General features: G+C 49.6%; 22 protein-coding genes. 17 read left to right on the top strand and 5 right to left on the bottom strand.

The annotated features are described in order from the left end of the window. Positions 1-8 precede the first annotated feature (8 nt). The 5 genes from ACMYR3_RS06635 (at position 9) to ACMYR3_RS06615 (ending at position 6,269) form a co-directional block, all read left to right on the top strand. On the top strand, positions 9-1,931 hold the full coding sequence (locus ACMYR3_RS06635; RefSeq protein WP_424195709.1) for a PrkA family serine protein kinase: 1,923 nt from the start codon (positions 9-11) through the stop codon (positions 1,929-1,931). A 113-nt stretch (positions 1,932-2,044) separates the two neighbouring features. Then, entirely contained in the window at positions 2,045-3,355 is a 1,311-nt protein-coding gene (locus ACMYR3_RS06630; RefSeq protein WP_424195707.1) for a YeaH/YhbH family protein, read from the top strand. Continuing rightward, positions 3,352-4,932 (top strand): SpoVR family protein, encoded by a 1,581-nt coding sequence (locus ACMYR3_RS06625; protein ID WP_424195705.1) that lies wholly within the window; start codon positions 3,352-3,354, stop codon positions 4,930-4,932. The genes ACMYR3_RS06630 and ACMYR3_RS06625 overlap by 4 nt, the downstream gene beginning before the upstream one ends. A gap of 283 nt (positions 4,933-5,215) precedes the next feature. Then, positions 5,216-5,758: a pilin gene (locus tag ACMYR3_RS06620; RefSeq protein WP_424195703.1), complete on the top strand. Its 543-nt coding sequence runs from the start codon at positions 5,216-5,218 to the stop codon at positions 5,756-5,758. A 157-nt stretch (positions 5,759-5,915) separates the two neighbouring features. Beyond that, positions 5,916-6,269 (top strand): hypothetical protein, encoded by a 354-nt coding sequence (locus ACMYR3_RS06615; RefSeq protein WP_424195701.1) that lies wholly within the window; start codon positions 5,916-5,918, stop codon positions 6,267-6,269. 124 nt (positions 6,270-6,393) lie between these two features. Here the strand turns inward: ACMYR3_RS06615 and ACMYR3_RS06610 are convergent, their stop codons facing one another. From ACMYR3_RS06610 to ACMYR3_RS06600, 3 genes are all read right to left on the bottom strand, one after another. Continuing rightward, positions 6,394-6,948, bottom strand: coding sequence for a hypothetical protein (locus ACMYR3_RS06610; RefSeq protein WP_424195699.1), 555 nt, complete (start codon positions 6,946-6,948; stop codon positions 6,394-6,396). A 158-nt stretch (positions 6,949-7,106) separates the two neighbouring features. After that, the gene (locus tag ACMYR3_RS06605; protein WP_424195697.1) at positions 7,107-8,417 is read right to left on the bottom strand and encodes a homoserine dehydrogenase; all 1,311 of its coding nucleotides are present in this window, start codon (positions 8,415-8,417) and stop codon (positions 7,107-7,109) included. Positions 8,418-8,552: 135 nt separating this feature from the next. Beyond that, positions 8,553-9,782 carry a pyridoxal phosphate-dependent aminotransferase gene (locus ACMYR3_RS06600; protein WP_424195695.1) on the bottom strand — a complete coding sequence of 410 codons (1,230 nt, stop codon included), beginning with the start codon at positions 9,780-9,782 and terminating at the stop codon, positions 8,553-8,555. 168 nt (positions 9,783-9,950) lie between these two features. Between ACMYR3_RS06600 and ACMYR3_RS06595 the strand changes: the two genes are divergently transcribed. From ACMYR3_RS06595 to ACMYR3_RS06545, 11 genes are all read left to right on the top strand, one after another. Then, a complete protein-coding gene (locus ACMYR3_RS06595) occupies positions 9,951-10,328 on the top strand; it encodes an Mth938-like domain-containing protein (RefSeq protein ID WP_424196392.1) in 378 nt (125 codons plus the stop codon). Positions 10,329-10,468: 140 nt separating this feature from the next. After that, positions 10,469-12,091, top strand: coding sequence for a glycosyltransferase family 39 protein (locus ACMYR3_RS06590; protein ID WP_424195693.1), 1,623 nt, complete (start codon positions 10,469-10,471; stop codon positions 12,089-12,091). Positions 12,092-12,104: 13 nt separating this feature from the next. Further along, positions 12,105-12,476 carry an SMR family transporter gene (locus ACMYR3_RS06585; RefSeq protein WP_424195691.1) on the top strand — a complete coding sequence of 124 codons (372 nt, stop codon included), beginning with the start codon at positions 12,105-12,107 and terminating at the stop codon, positions 12,474-12,476. Positions 12,477-12,507: 31 nt separating this feature from the next. After that, the gene (locus ACMYR3_RS06580) at positions 12,508-13,542 is read left to right on the top strand and encodes a glycosyltransferase (protein WP_424195690.1); all 1,035 of its coding nucleotides are present in this window, start codon (positions 12,508-12,510) and stop codon (positions 13,540-13,542) included. 14 nt (positions 13,543-13,556) lie between these two features. Beyond that, positions 13,557-14,510: a formyltransferase gene (locus ACMYR3_RS06575; RefSeq protein WP_424195688.1), complete on the top strand. Its 954-nt coding sequence runs from the start codon at positions 13,557-13,559 to the stop codon at positions 14,508-14,510. 7 nt (positions 14,511-14,517) lie between these two features. Then, on the top strand, positions 14,518-15,561 hold the full coding sequence (locus ACMYR3_RS06570) for a bifunctional UDP-4-keto-pentose/UDP-xylose synthase (protein WP_424195686.1): 1,044 nt from the start codon (positions 14,518-14,520) through the stop codon (positions 15,559-15,561). Between the two features lie 78 nt (positions 15,562-15,639). Further along, the gene (locus tag ACMYR3_RS06565; RefSeq protein WP_424195684.1) at positions 15,640-16,557 is read left to right on the top strand and encodes a polysaccharide deacetylase family protein; all 918 of its coding nucleotides are present in this window, start codon (positions 15,640-15,642) and stop codon (positions 16,555-16,557) included. A 17-nt stretch (positions 16,558-16,574) separates the two neighbouring features. Continuing rightward, positions 16,575-17,039, top strand: coding sequence for a peroxiredoxin (locus tag ACMYR3_RS06560; RefSeq protein ID WP_424195682.1), 465 nt, complete (start codon positions 16,575-16,577; stop codon positions 17,037-17,039). 231 nt (positions 17,040-17,270) lie between these two features. Then, a complete protein-coding gene (locus tag ACMYR3_RS06555) occupies positions 17,271-18,998 on the top strand; it encodes a PhoH family protein (protein ID WP_424195680.1) in 1,728 nt (575 codons plus the stop codon). A gap of 177 nt (positions 18,999-19,175) precedes the next feature. Then, positions 19,176-19,613, top strand: coding sequence for a universal stress protein (locus ACMYR3_RS06550; RefSeq protein WP_424195678.1), 438 nt, complete (start codon positions 19,176-19,178; stop codon positions 19,611-19,613). 262 nt (positions 19,614-19,875) lie between these two features. Next, entirely contained in the window at positions 19,876-21,696 is a 1,821-nt protein-coding gene (locus ACMYR3_RS06545) for a diguanylate cyclase (protein WP_424195676.1), read from the top strand. Between the two features lie 91 nt (positions 21,697-21,787). Here the strand turns inward: ACMYR3_RS06545 and ACMYR3_RS06540 are convergent, their stop codons facing one another. After that, entirely contained in the window at positions 21,788-22,420 is a 633-nt protein-coding gene (locus ACMYR3_RS06540) for a response regulator (RefSeq protein ID WP_424195674.1), read from the bottom strand. A gap of 46 nt (positions 22,421-22,466) precedes the next feature. Then, a complete protein-coding gene (locus ACMYR3_RS06535; RefSeq protein WP_424195672.1) occupies positions 22,467-23,609 on the bottom strand; it encodes an ATP-binding protein in 1,143 nt (380 codons plus the stop codon). Between the two features lie 192 nt (positions 23,610-23,801). On the opposite strand from ACMYR3_RS06535, the gene ACMYR3_RS06530 reads away from it, so the two are divergent. Beyond that, positions 23,802-24,881: a CheB methylesterase domain-containing protein gene (locus ACMYR3_RS06530; protein ID WP_424195670.1), complete on the top strand. Its 1,080-nt coding sequence runs from the start codon at positions 23,802-23,804 to the stop codon at positions 24,879-24,881. The last annotated feature ends 3 nt before the right edge of the window (positions 24,882-24,884 follow it).

The following is a 24,884-nucleotide window of genomic DNA, read 5'->3' as shown; positions in this document are numbered from 1 at the left end:
GGTAATCTATGGATGTGATCAGCAATTTCACCGCGCGCTACGAACGTAAACGCGAAGAAGAGATGTCTCTGCAAGAGTATCTCGAATTGTGTAAGCGTGAGCCGATTACCTATGCCAGTGCGGCCGAGCGTATGCTCAAAGCCATCGGCGAACCTCAAACTGTGGACACTCGCAACGACCCGCGACTGTCACGTATCTTTGCCAACAAGGTGATTAAAATCTATCCAGCCTTTGCCGAGTTTTATGGCATGGAAGACGCGATCGAACAAGTTGTGTCTTACTTCCGCCATGCCGCACAAGGTTTGGAGGAAAAGAAACAGATTCTTTATCTGCTTGGGCCAGTCGGTGGTGGCAAGAGCTCCATTGCCGAACGCTTAAAGCAGCTCATGGAAGAAGTCTCCTTCTATGCCATCAAAGGTTCACCGGTCAATGAGTCGCCCCTGGGTCTGTTTGATCCAACTGAAGATGGTCCGATTCTGCAAAAGGAATATGGGATACCCGTCCGTTATCTGAACCGTGTTCTATCACCTTGGGCAGTCAAACGCCTGGATGAATTTGGTGGCGATATTCGTCAGTTCAGAGTGGTCAAACGTTACCCATCCATCCTTAAGCAAGTTGGCATTGCCAAGACTGAACCTGGTGATGAAAACAATCAGGATATCTCTTCCTTGGTGGGCAAGGTGGATATTCGCAAGCTCGAAACCTTTGCGCAGGATGACCCGGACGCCTATAGCTATTCGGGTGGCCTGTGCCTGGCCAACCAGGGCTTGCTGGAATTTGTTGAAATGTTCAAGGCGCCCATCAAGGTCTTGCATCCTTTGCTGACTGCCACTCAAGAAGGCAACTTCAAAGGTACTGAAGGCTTCGGTGCGATTCCATTTGACGGTGTGGTATTAGCCCACAGTAACGAGAGCGAGTGGAAGGCATTTCGCAACAACAAAAACAATGAGGCGTTTCTTGATCGGATCTATATCGTCAAGGTGCCTTATTGCCTGCGGGTTTCCGAAGAAGTCCATATTTACGAAAAACTCTTGCGCGGCTCCTCCCTGGCCAAAGCCACTTGTGCGCCCGGTACACTGAAGATGATGTCGCAGTTTGCCATCCTTACGCGTCTCAAAGAGCCTGAAAACTCCAGCCTCTATTCCAAGATGCAGGTCTATGATGGCGAAAACCTAAAGGACACTGATCCGCGTGCCAAGAGCTATCAGGAATATCGCGACTTTGCCGGTGTCGATGAAGGCATGAGCGGTATTTCCACCCGCTTTGCTTACAAGATATTGTCCAAGGTATTCAACTTTGACAGCACTGAAGTCGCCGCCAATCCAGTGCACCTGATGTATGTGCTGGAACAGCAGATCGAGCGCGAGCAGTTTCCGGCAGAACTGGAACAAAAGTACATCGGCTTCATCAAGGAGTTGCTGTCACCGCGTTACGCCGAGTTCATCGGCAAGGAAATCCAGACTGCTTACCTGGAAAGCTATAGCGAATATGGTCAGAACATCTTTGACCGTTATGTCACTTATGCCGACTACTGGATTCAGGATCAGGAATATCGTGACACGGACACCGGTGAAGTGTTTGACCGTGTCGCCCTGAATGGCGAACTTGAAAAAATCGAGAAGCCAGCAGGCATTGCCAATCCCAAGGATTTTCGTAACGAGATCGTCAACTTTGTCTTGCGAGCACGGGCCAATAACGGTGGTAAAAACCCATTGTGGACCAGCTACGAAAAACTGCGCACCGTGATCGAGAAGAAAATGTTCTCCAATACGGAAGAGCTGTTGCCGGTGATCAGCTTCAATGCCAAGGCCAGTGTTGATGAAGTTAAAAAACATGAAGACTTTGTCAATCGTATGGTGGAAAAAGGCTATACACCCAAGCAAGTACGTTTATTGTGTGAATGGTATTTGCGAGTACGCAAGAGTTCGTAAGCCAAGGGCCTGTGCCTTCCAGGCGCAGGTCTGTGACTCGATGAAGAAGTCCCTCAATAAATATAGGGCAGGCACGTTGACAGCGTGGATTGCCACCATTTAAAGGATGATTCATGACAAAAGCGGCGATGCATTTGCAGCAAATCATCGATCGTCGGCTGGCAGGCAAAAACAAGTCGGTTGGCAATCGAGAGCGTTTTTTACGCCGCTATAAAGACCAGGTCAAAGATGCCGTCAAACGTGCCATCAATGAACGCAGCATCCGCGACCTGGAGCGCGGCGAAGAAATTCATATCCCCAAACGCGACATTTCTGAACCCGTCTTTCAACATGGTCAGGGTGGCACACGTGAAATGATCCATCCCGGCAATCAGGACTTTGTCAAAGGCGACAAAATTGAGCGCCCCAAGGGTGGTCAGGGCGGCGGCGGTGGCGGTAACGGCAATGAGGCCAGTGACAGTGGTGAAGGTCAGGACGACTTTGTCTTTCAGCTCAGCAAAGAAGAATTCATGCAGATCTTTTTTGAAGATCTGGCCTTGCCCAACCTCATCAAAACAGCACTGGCTGATATTCCTGACTGGAAGTCGCAACGCGCTGGTTTTTCCAGTGACGGCACACCCAACAATCTGCATGTGGTGCGCTCCATGCGCGGTGCGCTGGGACGTCGTATCGCTTTAGGCAGCAGCAGTAAAAGCGAGCTGCGCCAGCTTGAAGAAGAAATGGAAGCACTACGCAAAGAGCATCTGCCTACCGATGTCATGGCACGGCAGATGATGGAAGCGCTGCAACTCAAGATTGATGCCCTGCGTGCCAAGGTCAACCGGATTCCTTATCTGGACCCGTTGGATCTGCGTTATCGCAGCCGCATCAAGGTGCCCGTCCCTACCACCAAGGCCGTGATGTTTTGCTTGATGGATGTCTCTGGCTCGATGGATCAGGGACGCAAGGATTTGGCTAAACGCTTCTTCTTGCTGCTCTACCTGTTTTTGACACGGCATTACGAAAAGATTGAACTGGTTTTCATCAGCCATCATACCCAGGCACAGGAAGTCAATGAAGACGAGTTTTTTCATTCGACCGAAACCGGCGGTACCGTGGTCAGCAGCGCGCTGATTCTGGCCAATGACATCATGCGCGCCAGATATCCCAGCAATGAATGGAATATCTACATGGCACAAGCCAGTGATGGGGATAACTGGTATCAGGACAGTGGCAAATGCCATGACATGATTGTTGATCATCTCTTGCCCGCCGTGCGTTATTTTGCCTATGTGCAAGTCGCCGAGGCCGAGCAAACCCTGTGGACTGATTACGCCAAAATTGCCGAGGAATACAAGCACTTTGCGATGCGTAAAGTCCTGTCACCGGGTGAGATCTATCCCATCTTCCGCGAATTGTTCAAGAAGGAAGGAGTGCCCGTATGAGTGCCGCAATGAAAGCGCCAACCACAGATCGTCTGCATGCCTGGCGTGATGGTAAAACGCCCGCCTTCAAGCGTGCCGAGGTTCCCTTGCCCGCTTCCAGCGACTGGAACTTTGAACTCATCGAGCAATACCATGATGTGATTCGTCAAACTGCTGAAGTGTATGGCTTGGACACTTACCCGAATCAACTGGAGATCATCACCTCCGAGCAGATGATGGATGCCTATGCCTCGGTGGGCATGCCAGTCAATTACCGCCACTGGAGTTACGGCAAAGAGTTTATTGCCACTGAAAAAAATTATCGACGTGGTCATATGGCGCTGGCATATGAGATTGTCATCAATTCCAACCCCTGCATCAGCTACCTCATGGAAGAAAACACCATGGCCATGCAGTCCCTGGTGATCGCCCATGCGGCCTATGGACACAACAGTTTTTTCAAGGGCAATTATCTGTTTCGGATGTGGACCGATGCGTCATCCATCATTGATTATCTGGTCTACGCCAAAAATTATATTGCCGAATGTGAAGAACGCTATGGCCTGGATGCCGTAGAAGAAACCCTCGACTCCTGCCATGCACTGATGAATCATGGCGTGGATCGCTATCGTCGTCCCGCCAAACTGTCTTTGCAGGAAGAACGTAGCCGCCGCGAAGAACGCGAATTCTATTTGCAGCAACAGGTCAATGAACTGTGGCGCACCCTGCCGCGTCGTGCCGAACGTGAAGATGAGATCGCTGCGACGCGCCGCTTTCCGGCTGAGCCACAGGAAAACCTGCTCTATTTCATCGAAAAGAACGCCCCTTTGCTTGAACCCTGGCAACGCGAAGTGGTGCGCATTGTGCGCAAGATTGCCCAATATTTTTATCCGCAACGCCAGACCCAGGTGATGAATGAAGGCTGGGCCACCTTCTGGCACCATCGACTGCTCAACACCATGTACGACAATGGTTATCTGCATGACGGCATGATGCTCGAATGGATGAGCTCGCATACCAATGTGATTTACCAACCTACAGTCAATCATCCCGGTTATAGCGGCTTTAATCCTTACGCACTGGGTTTTGCAATGTACACCGATATCAAGCGGATTTGTGAATCACCCACCGAAGAAGATTACCGCTGGTTCCCGGATATTGCCGGTGCCCCCTGGCTACCCACACTGGATCAGGCTATGCGTAACTTCAAGGATGAAAGTTTTGTCAGTCAGTTCCTGTCGCCCAAGATCATGCGTGATTTTCGCCTGTTTGCGATTTTGGATGAAAAGGATGCGCCTGATCTGGAAGTCTCGGCAATTCATGATGACACCGGCTACCGACATGTGCGTGAAGCCCTGTCGCGCCAATATGACCTGGGCAACCGCGAACCCAATATTCAGGTATGGAATGTCAATCTGCGCGGTGATCGTGCACTGACCCTGCGCCATGCACAACATAATGACAGGCCGCTTCATGATGGTGCACAAGAAGTGCTCAAACATGTGGCACGACTCTGGGGTTTTGATGTTCACCTTGAAAGTATCAATCTGGCTGGTGAAGTCACCCATCACTGGACGGCTCATACACCACGACATTGAACGCTGTTTTCAACTAGATAAAGCCAGTCATTGACTGGCTTTTTTTATGACGGATTTCATCCGCACTCATCCAGCACTTCAAGCAGGAATTAAAGCGATCAGCAGCTTCCTTCTCGGCACGACAAAAACATCACAGAAATGGTATTTTCTGTGGAGTATCCATCAAAATGGATAGCTTAAGTGCTTTATTATTAGCGCTATAAATTTACTCCATCAGAGTATATTTTCCGTAACAGACTGCAAACAGACTACAGCGCTGCACCGATATACGGCATAATTTTTCATGACGACGATCTGCCCCAACCCGCCAACACACTTTTACCTGCGCCATTGTTCGTCGGCAAACGAAGCGGGTTTTACGATGATCGAGCTACTCGTCGTCATGGCTATTGTGGCGATCATGTCTTTGATGGCGGCACCCAGTTATATCGATCGTCTGGTGCGCCAGCAAATTGTCGATGCTCTGCCCCTGGCCGAAATCGTCAAAACCCCGATTGCCGATGCATGGAGTGCCAAACCCCATAAAATTCCGGCCAATAATGCCGAAGCCTTTTTGCCCGTACCCGAAAAAATCGTCAACAACTACATCCGTTCAATCCAGATCGATAACGGAGCGATCCACATCACTTTTGGCAATAGCGCCCATGGCGCGATCATTGACAAAACTTTGACTTTACGACCCGCCGTCGTAGAAGATGCCCCAATCGTCCCGGTTACCTGGATTTGTGGCAATGGCCCAGTGCCCGGCAATATGACCGTCAAGGGCCCCAATAAAACCAATATCGAACCCATGTATCTACCCATCAATTGCCGCAGTCGCAAGTAAGCTACCTGCGTCACAACGTAATTATTGATGAGCTAAAAATACCCAAAACTTCATATGGGAAAATTTCACATTAACTGGAAAATGCTGTCAACCCAAGTTATACCCACTCGTTATTGCCCATAAGCAGTATCTCTTTCAACAACAAAACGGAGTTCTCATGAAAAAAGTAAGCGCAGTATTTTTGTTAGGTCTGGCGGCTGTTTCTGTGTCAATCTCAGCTCAGGCACAAAGCACACCCAAGCTGGATCAACGTGAAGCTCGCCAGGAGCAACGTATTGATAAAGGTATCGAATCTGGTCAGCTTACCCAGCGCGAAGCCAATCGCCTGGAGCGCCGTGAAGTCAAACTGAAAACTGATGAAGCAGCGGCCAAGGCCGATGGTGTCGTCACCAAACAGGAACACGCTGAATTACACGCCGAAGCCAATCGTGATAGCGCAAGAATCTATCGTCAAAAACATGATAATCAACACGATCTCAACCACAATGGCTTGACTGATCGTCGTCGTTGATCAACTGAATTGAAGTCTTGTCATATGAATTTGGCAAGACTTTCACCCGATCCGTCCACCATCATTCCCGATCCATCAAACTGAACCAGCACTGAACCCAGTACCATCTATATCCAATATTGACTTATTTTGATTGGGGCTGGTCAGCAGCGTGGGTACAGCTAATTTCCACTGTGTCCGCCGATACTGCCTGACATTTTTTTGCATCAGGATTGGGAATCCCTGTAGCAATCGGCAACATCACACCTTTTTGCAATTGTTCACTGTAAAGATAGGCCACACCCGCAGTAACGGGACGCTGATTACTTTGCATGGATTGCGCTTTTAAGCTGACTTCTCGAGCTCTGAGGCTGGATTCGATCGAGTCATTCGCCTGTCTTTTAATATCGTTGAACTGGTCCTGGCTGATCTTGCCAGCTTCAAAAGCTTTGGCACCAGCCAGTAGCATGGGCTGCACTGCCATCAGAACCGGTTTGATTGGTTCATTATCAGGTAACTGACTCAGACGTTGATTGCGCGCTTCGTAAAAAGTTGAATGCTTGATTTTTCCTGCCTTGAGCGCTGCACGCATCGTGGTATTCCACTCGTAAAAGACATCATAGGCAGTTTTTTCTGGCGCAGTAGTCTCAGTGGCGCAGGCAGCTAGAAACAGTGCAACAATCAAGCAGTAGATTTTCATTTTTATGCCTTTAACAGTAAGTTGATTCTACTAAAAGAATCAGGCTGTTTTGTGACATTCAAATGAAATCATCAAGACATGAATCCACACCGACTACTTTGAGCGGCACCATCACCAAGACAAAAACAGTCCTGGTGATCTCCATTCAGTTTTAAAACCTAGCTCAGCTCTTCCATACGAATTCGCGTAACTTTGCCAGAAACTGTTGGCAAGGCTTCAATTTGCGCAATCGCGGCATTGGCGTTTTTTTCCTGCGTCTGATGTGTGAGGATGATGATGTCAGTCTGATTTTCACCTTCATCAGCCTCTTTTTGCAAGAAGGCATCAATGGAAATACTGCGATCGGCCAAAATGCGGGTAATGTCGGCCAGCACCCCTGCTTTATCTGCCACCCGCAAACGCAGATAGTAGGCTGTGGTGATTTCATCCATGGACAAAATCGGCATGTCAGACAAGGCATCATGCTGGAATGCGAGGAATGGCACACGATGCCCAGGATCGGCCGTCAAGGTGCGAGTCACATCGACCAGATCGGCAATCACTGCCGACGCGGTCGGTTCTGAACCTGCCCCCTTGCCGTAATACAAGGTCGCACCCACGGCATCACCATGCACCAGCACGGCATTCATGGCACCTTCCACATTGGCAATCAGACGCCTGCTGGGAATCAAGGTGGGATGAACCCGCAGCTCGATACCATGCCCTGCCTTGCGCGCAATACCCAACAGCTTGATGCGATAACCAAGTTGTTCGGCATAGCGAATATCAGCAGCCTGCAATTTGGTGATGCCTTCCACATAGGCCTTATCAAACTGTACCGGAATACCAAAGGCGATGGCACTCATGATGGTGGCTTTATGCGCAGCGTCCACCCCTTCAATATCAAAAGTAGGGTCGGCTTCGGCATAGCCAAGTCGTTGTGCTTCTTTGAGGACATCATCAAACGACAAGCCCTTGTCACGCATTTCAGAAAGAATGAAATTGGTGGTGCCATTGATGATGCCGGCAATCCATTGAATCTGGTTGGCACTCAGTCCTTCACGCAAGGCCTTGATGATCGGGATGCCACCTGCTACCGCCGCTTCAAAAGCCACCATTACGCCTTTTTCCTGCGCCGCTTTAAATATCTCGGTGCCATGCACTGCCAATAAAGCCTTGTTGGCCGTGACCACATGCTTGCCCGCCGCAATTGCCTTGAGCACCAGCTCTTTGGCAATGCCATAACCGCCAATCAGCTCAACCACGATATCAATTTCAGGATTGGCAATCACTTCATGAGCATCTTTCACGCAAGTGACATTGCCGCCGGTCAGCTCACGCGCACGTTCCACATCGAGATCTGCCACCATGGCGATTTCAATATCGCGACCGGCACGTCGACGAATTTCCTGCTGGTTGCGCTTCAGTACATTGAAAGTACCACTACCTACGGTGCCGATGCCAAGCAGGCCAACTTTGACTGGGTTCATTATGGATAATCAATAAAATTGCTCACCGCAAAGACACCAAAAACACCAAGCTTCATCATGACAGGCCGCGATTTAACTTGGTGTTCTTTGTGTATGTTTTGTGACTTTGTGGCGAAGGGTTATAGTGAATTTAAATTAATTGGTACCGTGACGTTTACGATAATTTTCCAGATAGCGGGCGATTCGTATCATCGCATCGGTCAGATCATCGGTATTGGGTAAGAATACCAGACGGAAGTGATCCGGATGAGGCCAGTTGAAACCCGTGCCCTGCACCAGCAAGACCTTCTCTTCGCGCAACAGATCCGCCATGAATGCCTGATCATCGGTAATCGGATAAACCTTGGGATCCAGACGCGGGAACATATACAAGGCTGCTTGTGGCTTGACACAGGTCACACCAGGAATTTCAATCATCATCTTGTAAGCCAGATCACGCTGCCGTAGCAAGCGACCACCGGGGCCAACCAGATCGTTGATACTCTGATAACCACCCAATGCGGTTTGAATGGCCAGTTGACCCGGCGTATTGGCACACAGACGCATTGACGACAGCATGTTGAGGCCTTCAATATAGTCACGAGCCGGCTCCTTATTGCCCGACACAATCATCCAGCCGGCACGATAACCACAGGAGCGATAACTTTTTGAGAGACTGTTCAAAGTCACCGTCAACACATCTTCAGACAACGATGCCAGCGCCGTATGCCTGACACCGTCATACAACACCTTGTCATACACTTCATCGGCAAAAATGATCAGCCCGTGCTGGCGCGCAATCGCCACAATTTCCTTGAGCAGCTCATCGCTATATAAAACGCCAGTAGGATTATTGGGATTGATGACTACAATCCCCTTGGTATTGGGCGTGATTTTCTTGCGAATGTCATCCAGATTGGGTTGCCAGTTATTGTCTTCGTCGCACATATAGTGCACCGGCGTACCACCCGACAGACTCACCGCCGCTGTCCACAAGGGATAATCAGGCGCTGGCAAGAGCAGTTCATCGCCATCGTTCAAGAGTGCATTGGTCGCCATCACGATCAATTCCGATGCGCCATTGCCGAGGTAAATATCTTCCAGCGTCACACCTTTGACACCTTGCTGCTGGGTGTAATGCATCACCGCTTTACGAGGTGCAAAAAGTCCTTTGGAATCGGTATAACCCGCCGCATTGGGCAGGTTGATCATCATGTCATGCACGATTTCTTCGGGCGCATCAAAACCAAACGCGGCCAGATTGCCAATATTGAGTTTGATGATTTTGTGCCCTTCTTCTTCCATCTGGCGGGCACGTTCCAGGACTGGTCCACGAATGTCATAGCAAACATTGGCCAGCTTGGCTGATTTAAGTATGGGTTGCACGAGCGTACATCCTGTCATTGTGAGAGTTTGGATCAATTTATTGCAGCAGGTCTCTGATTCTAAAGCATGCAATCACGAAGACTGAACATAAAAGGGCTAAAATTAGCACCTAACCGCTTTTTTGTGTGCCATTGCACACGCTTCATGCCACCTGATTCGTCGACCACTGTGAAACTGCAAACCGCTCCCACCCAGCAATATCAGACCGTCACCGCCTATGGCGACGGCTTTATCGAAATCAATGCCATCCGCTATGAGTCCAGCGTTTTAGTCATGCCTGAAAAGGCAGTACAAAGCTGGCCAGTCGGCAAGTTTGACGAACTCAGCGCTGAACATTTTGAACAACTACTGGCCTGGGAACCCGAAGTCATCATCTTTGGCACTGGCCAGCGCCAGCGCTTTCCAAGACCTGAATGGCTGGTTCCCTTGATGCCGAAACGCATTGGCGTAGAAACCATGGATATCAAGGCAGCCTGCCGCACCTATAATATTTTGATGAGCGAAGGTCGTCGTGTCTTGGCAGCGTTGCTGATTGAAAAAGAATAGTGCACTGTACAAAGCGTACAACACACCCTATACCCCCAGGGAGAATACAGCTAAAATGCCCAGCTTAGGCTATATTTTCAAGCCACTTTACAAATACTCCTGTGAACTTCTCCATACATACTGAGCCATCCCGGCGCTTGATGCTGCCATTGCTGATTTTGCTGGCAGTCGCCTGGTTCGGCGCGCTCGGCTTTCGCCCGCTCGTCAAAACCGATGAAGGCCGCTACGCCGAAATGGCGCGCGAAATTGTGGCAACTGGTGACTGGATCACCCCGCGCTTAAATGGCCTCAAATATTTTGAAAAACCCCCCCTGCAAAACTGGGTCACGGCGGCAACCTTTGAAGTCTTTGGTCTGGGTGACTGGCAGGCTCGTCTATGGACTGGTCTGACTGGCTTTTTTGGCATTGTGCTCACGGCCTATGCGGGCCGTCGCATTTACAACCGGCGCACTGGCTTATACGCAGGTGCCGTACTTGCCTCGTGTTTTTGGTGGAGTGCACTCGGTCATATCAACACCCTGGACATGGGCTTATCAGGCATGATGAGCCTGGCGCTTTGCAGCTTGCTGATTGCTCAGCATCATCGGGAAATCAAGTCGATACATGGGTTCTGGATGGGTTTATGCTGGACTGGTATGGCATTGGCTGTCTTATCCAAAGGCTTGATTGGCATTGTGCTACCGGGTGCAGTGATGGTGCTCTATCTGCTCTGGTCACGTGATTGGGCATTGCTCAAAAGCCTGAATTGGCTGAGCGGCCTGCTGATCTTTTTTGCCATCACCGTACCCTGGTTTGTCGCGGTATCAATTGCCAACCCCGAATTTCCGCAATTCTTTTTTATCCACGAACACTTTCAGCGCTTTTTGACCAAGGTACATCATCGTGAAGGCCCCTGGTGGTACTTTTTCCCTTTGCTGATTGGTGGCCTGATACCTTGGCTGGGTTGGTTACCAACCATTTTTACCGGACCGTTACGAGAAAAAAATCATGACTTTCAGGTAGGCAAATTGCTGCTGGTCTGGTTTGTATTCATCTTTTTCTTTTTCAGCATGTCCAGTTCCAAATTACCCTCGTACATCTTGCCGGTTTTTCCGGCGCTGGCGCTGCTGATTGCACGCGCCATGGATAACTTACACGGCACTGGCTGGTTTCGTATTAATGGTTGGCTGACCATTTTTCTCTCTCTGGCAGGCTTGGGCGTCACCTGGCAAATTCAGCGATTTGCCAGTGACCAACTGCACGGTGAATTATTAAGACAATATCAACCCTGGATCATGACAGCACTGATCATCTTGTTGATTGGCGCCATTTTGCATAATCGCTGGATCAGTGACAGAGAGGAGCAGCGCACGCGTGCCGTACTATCCATGGCAGTCGGTGGTGTGGCACTATCTCATTTGATTCTGCTAGGCTTTGCACCCTTGGCTGCAGTGTCATCAGGATTATCCATGCTGCCCAAACTGCAATCTGTCATTCGGCCTGAAACGCCGCTGTATGCAGTGAATATGTACGATCAGACCATGCCTTTTTATTTACAACGCACCTTCACACTCGTCAAACATGCCGATGAAATGGAGTTTGGTGTTCAGCAAGAGCCGCAAAAATGGCTGACCGATCTGGATGGTTTCAAGACTCGCTGGTTGACAGATGTGTCACCCGTCGCCATGATGCCACCCGCGACATTTGACACACTGCTGCAGGAAGATCTGCCGATGACTGTCATCGCCCGAGACCAGCGCCGCGTTTTTGTCAGTAAACCCTAGAAAAATTCAACTCATGAGCCCTATTGTTGTCATATTGATTGTTACCGGTGTCATGCTCAATGCCTGCGCCCAATTGTTGCTTAAAGCTGGCGTGAATGCCGTTGGACATTTTGATTTCTCACTGGCCAATATTTGGCCGATTGGCATCAAATTGATGAGTCAATTGCCTATCATCGGTGGATTGACTTGCTATGTTCTTTCGGTGGCTGTCTGGATCATGGGTTTGTCGCGCGTCGATGTATCGATTGCCTACCCCATGTTGTCGCTAGGCTATGTGGTTAATGCATTGGGCGCCTGGTATTTGCTCGGGGAAAACCTCTCTATACAACGTATGGTAGGAATGGGCATTATTATAGTTGGCGTCTATATACTGGCAAAAAGCTAATCCGGCTATCATTTTGGGACTTGCTAAGCGAATGAATACTCCTCACCCATTATTTAAAACCGTCTCACTTGATCTGCCCGAGAATGAGGCAGCAGGTTTGCCTGGTCAACTTCAGCCGGAGTTGTCTGTTGTCATTCCCGTTTACAACGAAGAAGATGGACTTGAAGCGCTTTTTTCCCGGCTATATCCCGCACTGGATGCACTCAATCTGAGTTACGAAATCATTTTCATCAATGATGGCAGTCGTGATCGCTCGCCACAAATGCTGGCTGATCAGTTCCACAAACGCCCCGATGTGACCCGCGTTATCTTGTTTAATGGCAATTTTGGCCAACATATGGCGATTCTGGCTGGTTTTGAACGCACTCGTGGCCGCATTATTGTCACCTTGGATGCCGACTTGCAGAACCCCCCCGAAGAAATCGGTAATCTGGTGGCCAAAATGCATGAAGGCTATGATTACGTTGGCAGCATTCGCAACCAACGTCAGGATATCTGGTGGCGCAAAAAAGCATCACGTGCCATGAACCGCCTGCGCGAGCGCATTACCCGCATCAAAATGACCGATCAGGGCTGTATGCTGCGTGCCTATTCACGTCGCATCATTGACACGATTAACCAATGTCGTGAAGTTAATACCTTCATTCCGGCTTTGGCCTATTCTTTTGCCAGCAAACCGACCGAAATTCATGTTGAACATGAAGAGCGTTTTGCAGGGGAATCCAAGTATTCGCTCTATAGTTTGATCCGTCTCAATTTTGACCTGGTGACCAGTTTTTCAGTGGTACCTTTGCAATGGCTGTCGGTAGTTGGGGTAGCGTTATCGGCACTGTCAGCCATCCTGGTAGTGGTGCTGATCGGCCGCCGCCTCTTTATTGGTTCTGAGGCCGAAGGGGTATTTACCCTGTTTGCCATTTCCTTCTTTCTCTTGGGTGTAGTGCTATTTGGTCTGGGACTCCTGGGTGAATATGTCGGCCGCATTTACCAACAAGTTCGCGAGCGCCCACGTTACGTGCTGCAAGCGATTCTTGAAAATACCCCACCATCGCCTTCCTCTCATCTCTAAACGGAGTTAGTTTCTTGAAGAAAGTTGTCGTTTTTGCCTACAGCAATGTCGGCGTTCGTTGTTTGAAAGTGTTATTGGCTGCACAAAAACAATCGGGCTTTGAAATCAGCCTGATCGTGACGCATCACGACAACCCCTGGGAAAAGATCTGGTTTGACAGCGTTGCCGAAGTAGCGCACGACTATCAGATCCCGGCAGTTTTCCCTGAGCAGGCTGAACTGGCAGAAATTGAGAAACAGCTCGATACCATTCAGCCTGATTTCATTTTTGCCTTTTACTATCGCTACATGCTGCCCACCTCCCTGCTCGAAAAAGCACGTCAGGGTGCCTACAATATGCATGGCTCTTTATTGCCTAAATTTCGTGGTCGTGCTCCAACCAATTGGGCGGTACTCAAGGGGGCCACAGAAACTGGCGCGACGTTGCATGAAATGGTGGCGAAACCTGATGCAGGGGCCATCATTGCGCAAACTGCTGTACCCATTTTGCCCGACGATACCGGCGAAGACGCTTTCAATAAAATGTGTGTCGCCGCAGAACAGACACTTTGGCAGGCATTGCCTGCGGTAATTGCAGGCAATGCGCCGCGCTTACCGAATGATCTTGCCAATGGCAGTTATTTTGGCGGTCGCAAGCCTGAAGATGGGCGGATTGACTGGGAGCAGCCCGCCCAGGAAATCTACAACCTGATTCGTGCCGTAGCGCCTCCCTATCCTGGCGCTTTTTTTGATGTAACAACTAACGGCAAGAGTGAGCGCTTCATGATCGCCCGAGCCCGCTATCGTGACGAAGCTCAATTCCAAACTGATACACTGACAACTTTACTGGGGAAAAAGCCGGATTTAGGCGTGCATGTCATCGGCCAGCAGTTCTTTGGCGTTACTGCTGATGGCGTCATCCATATTCATGAGCTCCGTCATAACGGACAACCTGTCTCTACTGAACAATATTTCAATCTCATCGCTTAAATCTATCATGCAAAAAGTTCTTATTCTTGGCGTCAACGGTTTTATCGGCCACCACTTGTCCAATCGCATTATTGAAACCACCGACTGGGAAGTCTATGGTATGGACATGCAATCCGAGCGCATCAGCCATCTGCTGGATCATCCACGCTTTCACTTTTCTGAAGGTGATATCACCATCAATAAAGAGTGGGTTGAGTACAACGTACGCAAATGTGATGTCGTTCTGCCATTGGTCGCGATTGCCACGCCTTCTACCTATGTGAAAGATCCGCTGCGTGTTTTTGAATTGGACTTTGAAGCCAATCTGCCCATCATCCGTCAGGCAGTCAAATATAAAACCCGCGTCATTTTCCCTTCCACATCGGAAGTGTATGGTATGTGTGGCGACGGCGAGTTTGACCCAGAAAACTCCAATCTGGTTTACGGCCCTATCAACAAGCCACGCTGGATTTACGCCTGCGCCAAACAATTGATGGATCGTGTGATCGCCGGTTATGGTCAGCAAGCTGGACTGGATTACACTTTGTTCCGTCCATTTAACTGGATCGGTGCGGGTCTGGACTCCATCAATACCGCCAAGGAAGGCTCTTCACGCGTGATTACCCAGTTCCTGGGTCATATTGTGCGCGGTGAAACCATCAAGCTGGTCGATGGCGGCAATCAAAAGCGTGCGTTCACCTATATTGATGACGGCATTGATGCATTGGTCAAAATCATCGCCAATAAAGATGGCATTGCCAGCGGCAAAATCTACAACATCGGTAATCCAACCAATAATTTCTCAGTGCGTGAATTGTCCGACATGATGTTGAAACTGGCAGCGCAATATCCTGAGTACAAGGAAACGGCGGCCAAGGTCAAGATCGTGGAAACCACTTCTGGCGAATACTACGGCAAGGGTTATCAGGACGTGCAAAATCGCGTTCCTAAGATCACCAATACCATGGAAGAACTGGATTGGGCACCCAAAGTCAAAATGGATGATGCACTCGCCAAAATTTTTGATGCCTACCGAGGTCAGGTTAGCGAAGCCCGTAAACTGGTCGACTAAGCTGGTCGATTAAACCTTTTCAATCACCAATCACGATCAGTATTGGCTGATCGTGATTGTTCGCAGGACCTGGTACTTTTGGCATATATCACACTCAAGATTGATGTGGATACCTATCGCGGCACACGTGAAGGCGTTCCCAATCTGGTCAAGCTACTCAGCAAACATCGCGCTGGTGCAACTTTTCTCTTTAGTCTAGGGCCTGACCATACTGGTTGGGCACTCAAGCGGGTTTTTCGGCCCGGTTTTTTCTCCAAGGTTTCACGCACTTCCGTGGTTGAACACTATGGCTTGAAAACGCTCATGTATGGCGTACTCTTGCCAGGCCCTGATATCGGTAAAACCTGTAAAAATGAACTACGGGCAACCCAAGATGCGGGGTTTGAATGTGGCATCCACACATGGGATCATGTGCTTTGGCACGATGAAGTCCGCCATAAAACAGCAGATTGGACTCGCTGGCAAATGCAAAAGAGCCATGATCGCTTTACCGAGGTTTTTGGTTCAGCGCCACTGACGCATGGCGCCGCCGGTTGGCAGATGAACGATGCCGCCTTTGAGCAATTGGACGACTGGCAGATGGCCTATGCCTCAGATGGACGAATATTGTTACGTGGGCAATCAATGGGGCAGCCACATCATTTGCAGATCAACGGTAAAACCTTGCGTCATGTGCAAATGCCCACCACCCTGCCAACACTGGATGAATTGATAGGTGTGGATAATATTACGATCGATAATGTGGCCGACCATTTACTCTCGCTGACACAAGATACACAAAAAAATCAGGTCTATACCTTGCATGCAGAGCTTGAAGGGCAGAAACTTGCCCACATATTCGACAAATTGCTACAAGGCTGGCGTGCTCAAGGTCATCAACTTGTCTCAATGGGTCAGTATTATCAGACCCTGGATCTCAGTCGATTACCTGTCATGTCATACACTTGGGATGCAATACCTGGAAGATCAGGAGAATTGATCGTCCAGCAAGCCTGAAAAGACAAGGATAAAAAATGACCGTTGCACTCTCACAAGCAGTACCCGACTTCTCTGCACCTACCACGACTATCGACAACTTCAATCTGGCCGATTTCAAGGGTAAAAAGCTGGTGCTGTATTTTTACCCCAAGGACAATACCCCAGGTTGCACCACTGAAGGCATGCAGTTTCGTGATCTGCATCCGCAATTTCAGGCGGCCAATGCCGAAGTATTTGGCATTTCTCGTGACAGTCTGAAATCACATATGAATTTCAAAACCAAGCTGGGCATGCCTTTTGAGTTGATATCTGATGGCGATGAAGCGCTTTGTCAGCTGTTTGATGTCATCAAGATGAAAAAAATGTACGGTAAAGAAGTTCGCGGCATTGAGCGCAGTACCTTTCTGATTGATGAAAAAGGCCAGTTGTCCAAGGAATGGCGTGGCATTAAAGTGGCTGGTCATGTTCAGGAAGTGCTTGACTTTGTACAGGCGATGTGAAAAATTAGAGTCATGTGTGTTGTGCAGTTTCCTGAAGAACCTCAACGGATTTCTTTTCAATATTGATATTTTCTTCACACAAAAGACTGGTTGCATTAAACCGGTCGTGTCGGGCAAAACCAAGCCACTTGTTGATTCGCCGGAGTCATTGCGCGAACCAAGTGGCTTTTTTATTTCCTTTTTTAGCTTTCTTGTTTTCCAACTTTTGCCCACTTGAGGAGTATGCCCTTTATGCCGCTGCCTAAACTGCCGACTCGCCCCGCCACGATTCTGTCTACCACTGAATACAAGGCGAGTGATACAGACGCAAACAATCCAGTCATTGAAGCAGCCATCAAGATTAGTCCCGTCAAAAATCTGAACGAGCCGAAAAAAGCCAAGGTCGCTGAACTCCATGCCGTACCCAAAGTGATTGCTCTGGACACTGAGATCACTGCGCGTGACCAGCACGCTCCCGCCGCCGCATCTTCAACATCTTCGTCAGGCAATCCGCATAAAAAAGATCAAGCTACCTCGACTTCCGGTAATCGTCGTGCCAGCAACGGTAAGAAAACGGTTCGTAAACTCTTTGTTCTCGATACCAATGTGCTGATGCATGATCCGGCATCGCTGTTCCGCTTTGAAGAGCACGATGTCTATCTGCCCATGATGACGCTGGAGGAGCTGGATGACCATAAAAAAGGCATGTCCGAAGTGGCCCGTAATGCGCGCCAGGTCAGTCGCACACTCGATGGACTGGTTGCCAATACACACCCTGAAGATGAGTCCGGCATTCCGCTCTCCAAACTGGGTAATCGGGACGCCGGTGGCAATCTCTTCTTTCAGACCAAGCTGCATGATGTGAGCCTGCCTGAAGGCCTGCCACAAGGTAAGGCCGATAACCAGATTCTTGGGGTGGTCAGCGCCCTGCAGCGGGACTTTCCGCAACGTGAGGTGGTATTGGTATCCAAAGATATCAATATGCGCATCAAGGCACGCGCTTTGGGTCTGCCAGCGGAAGACTATTTCAATGACCAGGTACTGGAAGACAGCGATCTGCTGTTTACCGGCATTACCGCCTTGCCCGATAATTTTTGGGAAAAACATGGCAAAGGCATGGAAAGCTGGCAAGAACGGGACAGCCGTACCGGCGGAGGCATGTTCTACCGGATTACCGGGCCCCTCGTGCCGTCCATGCTGGTCAATCAATTTGTTTATCAAGAACCCAGCAGTGGCGAAGTACCGTTTTATGCCCAGGTGCGCGAAATCAACGGCAAAACTGCGGTTTTGCAAACGCTCAAAGACTTCTCACACGGCAAAAACAATATCTGGGGAGTCACGGCGCGGAATCGTGAGCAAAATTTTGCGCTCAATCTGCTGATGAATCCCGATTGCGATTTTGTCACCCTGCTGGGTCAGGCCGGTACGGGTAAAACCTTGCTGGCGCTGGCCGCAGGTTTGGCACAGGTGCTGGATACCAAACTCTATAACGAAATCATCGTCACCCGGGTGACGGTGCCAGTCGGCGAAGACATTGGTTTTCTGCCAGGTACGGAAGAGGAAAAAATGTCGCCCTGGATGGGCGCGTTTGATGACAATCTTGAGGTACTCAATAAATCGGACGATGGTGCCGGTGAATGGGGCCGCGCTGCCACACAGGATTTGATCCGCTCACGCATCAAGATCAAATCGCTCAATTTCATGCGTGGCCGGACCTTCGTCAACAAGTACCTCATCATTGACGAAGCCCAAAACCTGACGCCCAAGCAGATGAAAACCTTGATCACCCGTGCTGGCCCTGGCACCAAGATCGTCTGCCTGGGTAATATCGCCCAGATTGATACGCCCTATCTCACCGAAGGCTCATCAGGTCTTACCTATGTGGTCGATCGCTTCAAGGGCTGGAGTCATAGCGGCCATGTCACCTTGGCTCGTGGTGAGCGTTCACGTCTGGCTGACTTTGCCAGTGAGGCGCTCTAAACGACTACACCGACTAAACAGCTGCGTTCAGTCAATTGATTATGCGGGCCTTGAGATTGATCAAGGCCCGCTGGTCTTTGTGAAACTATGCTGTCATCATGGTGGCTGATACTCGTAAAACAGTTTCTGATTTTCTTAGACTGACATGTCAAGCGCTGATCCTTGAAGGAGGCTCCTATGTTTAGCAAAATTCTGGTTTCGACCGATGGTTCCGAGTTATCCCAAAAAGCCGTCGATAAGGCCATTGAACTGGCCAGCCAGCTCAAAGCAGAGCTGGTGGGTGTCCATGTTTACTCACCCTACCCCTATCCAATCTATGGTGAATTCATTCCACCAGAAATGCCCGAAACCTATCTGGAACGCGTCAAAGAAGAGGCTACCAACTTTCTGCAAAAATTAAAAACTGCCGCCGAAGCCAAAGGTATAAAAACCACCGTCGTCAGCAAAGAGTCTTTTTCGCCTTGGGAAGCGATCATCGAAACCACCAAGGAACAGCAATGCGATGGCATCGTCATGGCATCACATGGGCGACGCGGAGTGGCCAGTTTATTGCTCGGTAGCGAGACCCAAAAAGTGTTGACCCACAGCAACGTGCCGGTACTGGTCATTCGATAATATACCTATACCTGTATTTTTTAAGCATCAATATATACGCACTCAAGGGAGTAATAATTAACCATACTCCCTGTTTTTTGCCGTTTTTGGCAAATTGTATCCAGGCTTACATCCCCTTACAGAATATAGCCGAGAAGTAGGGGAAATTTGCCCGCCTATTCCCCTCATGTTCCCTATCATGGGGCTTTAAGATTGCACCATCTGATTGTTAGTCTGTATCAAACTAACAAATCAATGTGAAAGCACAATCGATAGAAAGCCCATGAGCAGCGCTACTACACTTACCACGCCGATCGAAATTGCCAAAGAGACCTTGAAGTACCTGGCCTCCAAACGCATTCCACCGACACCGGAAAACTATGCAGTGATCTATGCCCAAATGGCAAAGGTCAGCATTGATGAGGTTGATCCGGCCAAAAAAGCGATTCGCAGTTTGACGGCCACCCTGCGGGAAACCCCTCGCACCCAGAAAGATGCACTGCAATTGAGTGCCGCCCTGGAAGAAGGTGATTGGAACAGCGTCAATCAGCACCTGCGTCGCTTGTGCGGTGCCGAACCTAAAAATCCTGAAGATCAGCCTGTCTGGTCCGAGCTGGTTCGCGAGTTATTGCGTCAATGGGAAAAACGCCACGCCTCCTATACACCAGCACGCAAACGCGAAAGTATTGAACACGTGCTCAATACCTTTGGCCGCGACTCTGACAAGCTCTACCCACGGCTAAAGTCCCTGATTACCAGCTGGTCCAATGACAGCATGAATAGCACCGGTATTTTGGAAGCGGGCGAATTGCCGCCAGAAGTACCGCAAAGTCGAGCCCTGATCGGCAATAAAGCGGCCGTGGATGCTGTTGCGCGTGCTCAGCCCATCATGAGTGAAGCCGAGCTGGTGCCGGCCCTGCAAAACCTGTTGGCCCAAACCATCAACTTTTCGGTCACCGAACGGCTTGGCTATACGCCAGAACTGGCCAATGAAGCAGAAGCTCTGGCGCAATTATGTCAACGCGCACAAAATCTGAGTGAAGTGAACTACGCTTCCAATCAGTTGCGCCAATTCTGGATCAAACTCGAACTGCGTGGCGAGACCCTCGATACCATGGTGCGTGGCCTGCTCACGCTTCTGCAATTGCTGGTCCACAATATGGGCGAATTGGTGCCATCCGACGGCTGGGTCAAGGGTCAGGTGGATCACGTCAGTCATTTGCTGGCTGAACCATTAACACCAAGCCTGTTGTTACAAGCTGAACAAAGCTTCAAGGAAGTAATCTATCGTCAGGGTGCCCTCAAACACAGTCTGGAAGAAACTCAAAAAGCGATTCGTACCATGGTGGCCGCCTTCGTCGATCGACTGTCATCCTTGACTCAGAGTACGGGCGAGTATGCCGACAAGATGGGTGAATATGCGCATCAGATTCGCCATGCTTCCGATCTCAAACAATTGTCCAGTGTGCTGGAACATCTGTTGTCCGACACCGAAAACGTGCAGAGCAATATGCTGGCAACTCGAGATGAATTGGGTTCGGCGAAGGGCCGAGTGGAAGAGTATGAATCACGAGTGCGTAAACTGGAAGAAGAGCTGGAAACAGTCAGTGGCCAGATTCGTGAAGACCCATTGACGGGTGCCTTGAATCGACGTGGTTTTAGTCAGCAGTTTGAAATTGAAAAATCGCGTTGTTTCCGTAAATCGGCACCGTTGTGTCTGGTGGTGATTGATATTGATCACTTCAAGGTGCTCAATGACACTTACGGACATCAGACCGGCGATAACGCTTTACGCCATATGTCAGCCGTGCTCAAAAAAGCTATCCGACCGACCGACCATTTGATCCGCTATGGTGGTGAGGAGTTTGTCATCATGCTGCCTGAAACTGATCTTGAGTTTGCCTATCGCGTGATGATTCGGGTTCAACGTGAATTGTCCCAGACACCATTTGCGCATCAGGAGACCACGATACGTATCACCTTTAGCGCCGGTATTGCCAAGCTTGATCAGGATGAAGGATTGGAAGGTATCATAGAGCGTGCCGACCGGGCCATGTATCAGGCCAAAAAGGCAGGCCGAAATCGCGTTGAGTTAGCAAAATAAACACCAAACAAGCGCATCGTCCACTACAACAATGCGCTTGTTGAACCTACTTGTTCAATCTGATTATTGAAGTTCTGCTGATTTAGTCCGACTAATCAATCAGACCATGTTTGAGTGCATAACTGGTCAACTCCGCATTGGAGCGCATCTTCATTTTTTCAAGAATTCGTGCCCGATACACACTCACAGTTTTGGGGCTGAGTGCCAGTTCTTCAGCAATTTCCGATAATTTCCGTCCCAGCGCAATCAAACGAATCGTCTGAAACTCCCGATCCGATAATTGTTCATGCAAGGGTCGGTCATCTGGCTCAACCACCGCACTGACTAATGACTCGGCCAATTCAGGTGTAATGTATTTACGGCCTTTGGCCACCAGTAAAATCGCTTCAATCAGTTTTTCAGGCGCACTGTCTTTGGTCAGATAACCCGATGCACCCGCCTTGATAGCACGCACCGCATACTGATCTTCCGGATACATTGATAAAATAAGTACGCCCAGTTTGGGATACAACTCTTTGACCTGCTTTAACGTATCAATACCATTTTTACCCGGCATGGAAATATCAAGCAACAGCACATCGCAACGGGTTTCGCGTAATAGCCGCGCGATGTCACCATAGTTTTCAGCTTCACCAATGACTTCAATTTCGCCATGTTCACCACAAATCTGGCGAAAGCCTTTGCGAACAATGGCGTGATCATCAGCTATCAGAACTCGAACCATACTTTTCCATTTTCACAATAACCCGATCCTGCCAGGTACCAACTCGTTAACTCGCATTGACTCTGGGAATCCAGACCATCACTGCGACACCCTTGCCTGGTTGGCTATTGATATCCACCCAGCCACCATGTACATGTACCCGCTCGCGCATGCCGCGCACACCATATGACTGCGTCTTGGCCAGATCCTGATTGGACAGTCCCTGACCATCATCAATGATCTCCAGTGTAATACCTTCCTTCTCGGCAAACAATTCGAGTCGCACCTGATGCGCTTTGGCATGCTTGGTAATATTGGTCAGCGCCTCTTCGCAGATTCGAAACAGCGCGGTTGCCAAATCAATCGGCAGACTGATTTCCTCTTCATTACTGACAAAAGTGGTGGTCAAACCATTGCGACTCTCAAACTCACGCGCCTGCCATTCCAATGCCGCCACAATCCCGTAATCAAGAATACCGGGACGCAAGTTACGTGCAATCCGTGATGCCGACTGCACACCATGATCCAATAAGCTCGCCATATCATCAAGCCGCCCCTTGGCGGCATCGGGCAGGCCTTCCGTATACAACTTGCCAAGCCAGGTTTTCAACCAGCTCAGATCGGTCTTCAGCTTGGTCAGCGTACCACCGATATCATCGTGAATTTCACGGGCAACGGCGGTGCGCTCGTCTTCCTTGATTTTTTCAAGGTGGGCCGACAAAGCTCGAATCTCTTCACGCGAACGCAGCACTTCGGCTTCGGCCAAAGCCTGGGCTTTTTTATTGGCCGCAAAAATAATGGTGCGCATGACCGTCGTCGGAAAACGGTACCAATGGCGCTTCATGATGTAATCATCGGCACCCGCCAAGACCGCATGCAGGCTGGCTTCATCATTGATGGTTTCGGACACCACAATGATGGGCAGATCCGGCTCGCGGCTTTTTACCAGCTTCATCACATCGGCATACGCCAACCCCGGCAAGGTATCTTCAGTAATGACGGCATGCCAGTCGTTTTGCGAAAGTGCCAATTGCAGATCATTGAGTCGCTGTACACGCATGGCTCGAAAAGCAATATCACTCTTCACCAGCAATTCCTTGAAACGCTCAAAGTCTTCCTGCAATTCTTCAACAAATAAAACGTGAATTGGATTGAGGGGACTACCCAAGCGCTCGGTGGTGGCAGTGACTTCAAAGTCAGTATCTGGCATAAATCAGCAGTCAGTCGACAAATTGTGCAAAGTAATCATGCTTGGCAAGTAAGCTTTTCAACCAGTACGCGGGTCGCTGCAACGCGCCAGTTTTATCACATTGCCAAGCTTATCTTTTAAAGAAAACCAGCCGATATTAACCCAATCAGATCATGTTTTTCATACGGGTATCAACCTGTTGGCAGAATGTTTATGAAGTTATTTTTATTTGATTCCGATCAAGCCTGGACTCAGTCCCTCAGCATGGGATTGCATCGGCTCGGCTCGTTTGAGCTGGCTGGCCATGCTTGTGCACATCAGGAAAGCGCCGCCATCCCCAGTCATACCGATTTGATATTGCTCAACATGTCGGCCCTGGGACATCGTGCGATGAATCGGCTCGCTGCGCTGCGTTTTGCCCATGATACGCCCATCATTGCCCTGTTTGACGACGATGTCAGCACACAAAGTCAGGCAACCTATGCCCTGGCACTCGGCGCGCAAGAGGTATTAAGCAAGCAAATGCCGAGTAACACTGATCATCGCAGTCATGCCGCCATTGAACAGTTTATCCGGCAACTATTCAATAAAATCGGCCGATTGCGTGATGCCTTGCAGGTACCGCGACAAAACAAAGGACATCACCACAGCGGCAAATTATCGGGTTCATTTCCTTTGCCCATATCAAAACGCCATTTGGCCAATGATGCGATCATCATGATAGGCGCATCCACTGGTGGCACCGAAGCCTTACGCGATATTATCAGCGCCCTGCCCGCCGATATGCCACCGATTCTGGTAACCCAGCACATGCCACCCAACTATACACGCCACTTTGCCGAACGCCTCAATCATCTCAGCAAACTCGTCATCAAACAGGCCGATGATGGCGAACCGGTTAAAGCGAATCATGTCTACATTGCACCAGGCGATCATCATTTGCAACTGAGCGACCAGCACGGCTATCGTATTGCCCTAAGTAATGGGCCGCCCGTCAACCGGCATCGGCCTTCGGTACAAGTCATGTTCCGCTCGGCGTTGCAATATGTGCCACAACCGGTACTGGCGGTGATGTTAAGTGGCATGGGTAAAGATGGTGCACAGGCCATGCTGGAACTCAAGCAGGCTGGCGCCACAACCATGGCACAAGATCAGGCCACTAGTGTGGTATTTGGCATGGCGCGCGAAGCGATTGCCCTGGGTGCCGTGGATGAGGTTTTACCGCTGAATCAAATGGCGAGTGCTATCGTTCAAAAAATCGGACAACTTCGACATCAATTACTGATCGGATAAATT

It is taken from the genome of Ampullimonas aquatilis, from assembly GCF_049675895.1.
Taxonomy (GTDB): domain Bacteria; phylum Pseudomonadota; class Gammaproteobacteria; order Burkholderiales; family Burkholderiaceae_D; genus Ampullimonas; species Ampullimonas aquatilis.
The sequence above is the reverse complement of the archived record's forward strand: the minus strand, read 5'-3'. Positions and strand labels throughout refer to the sequence as shown.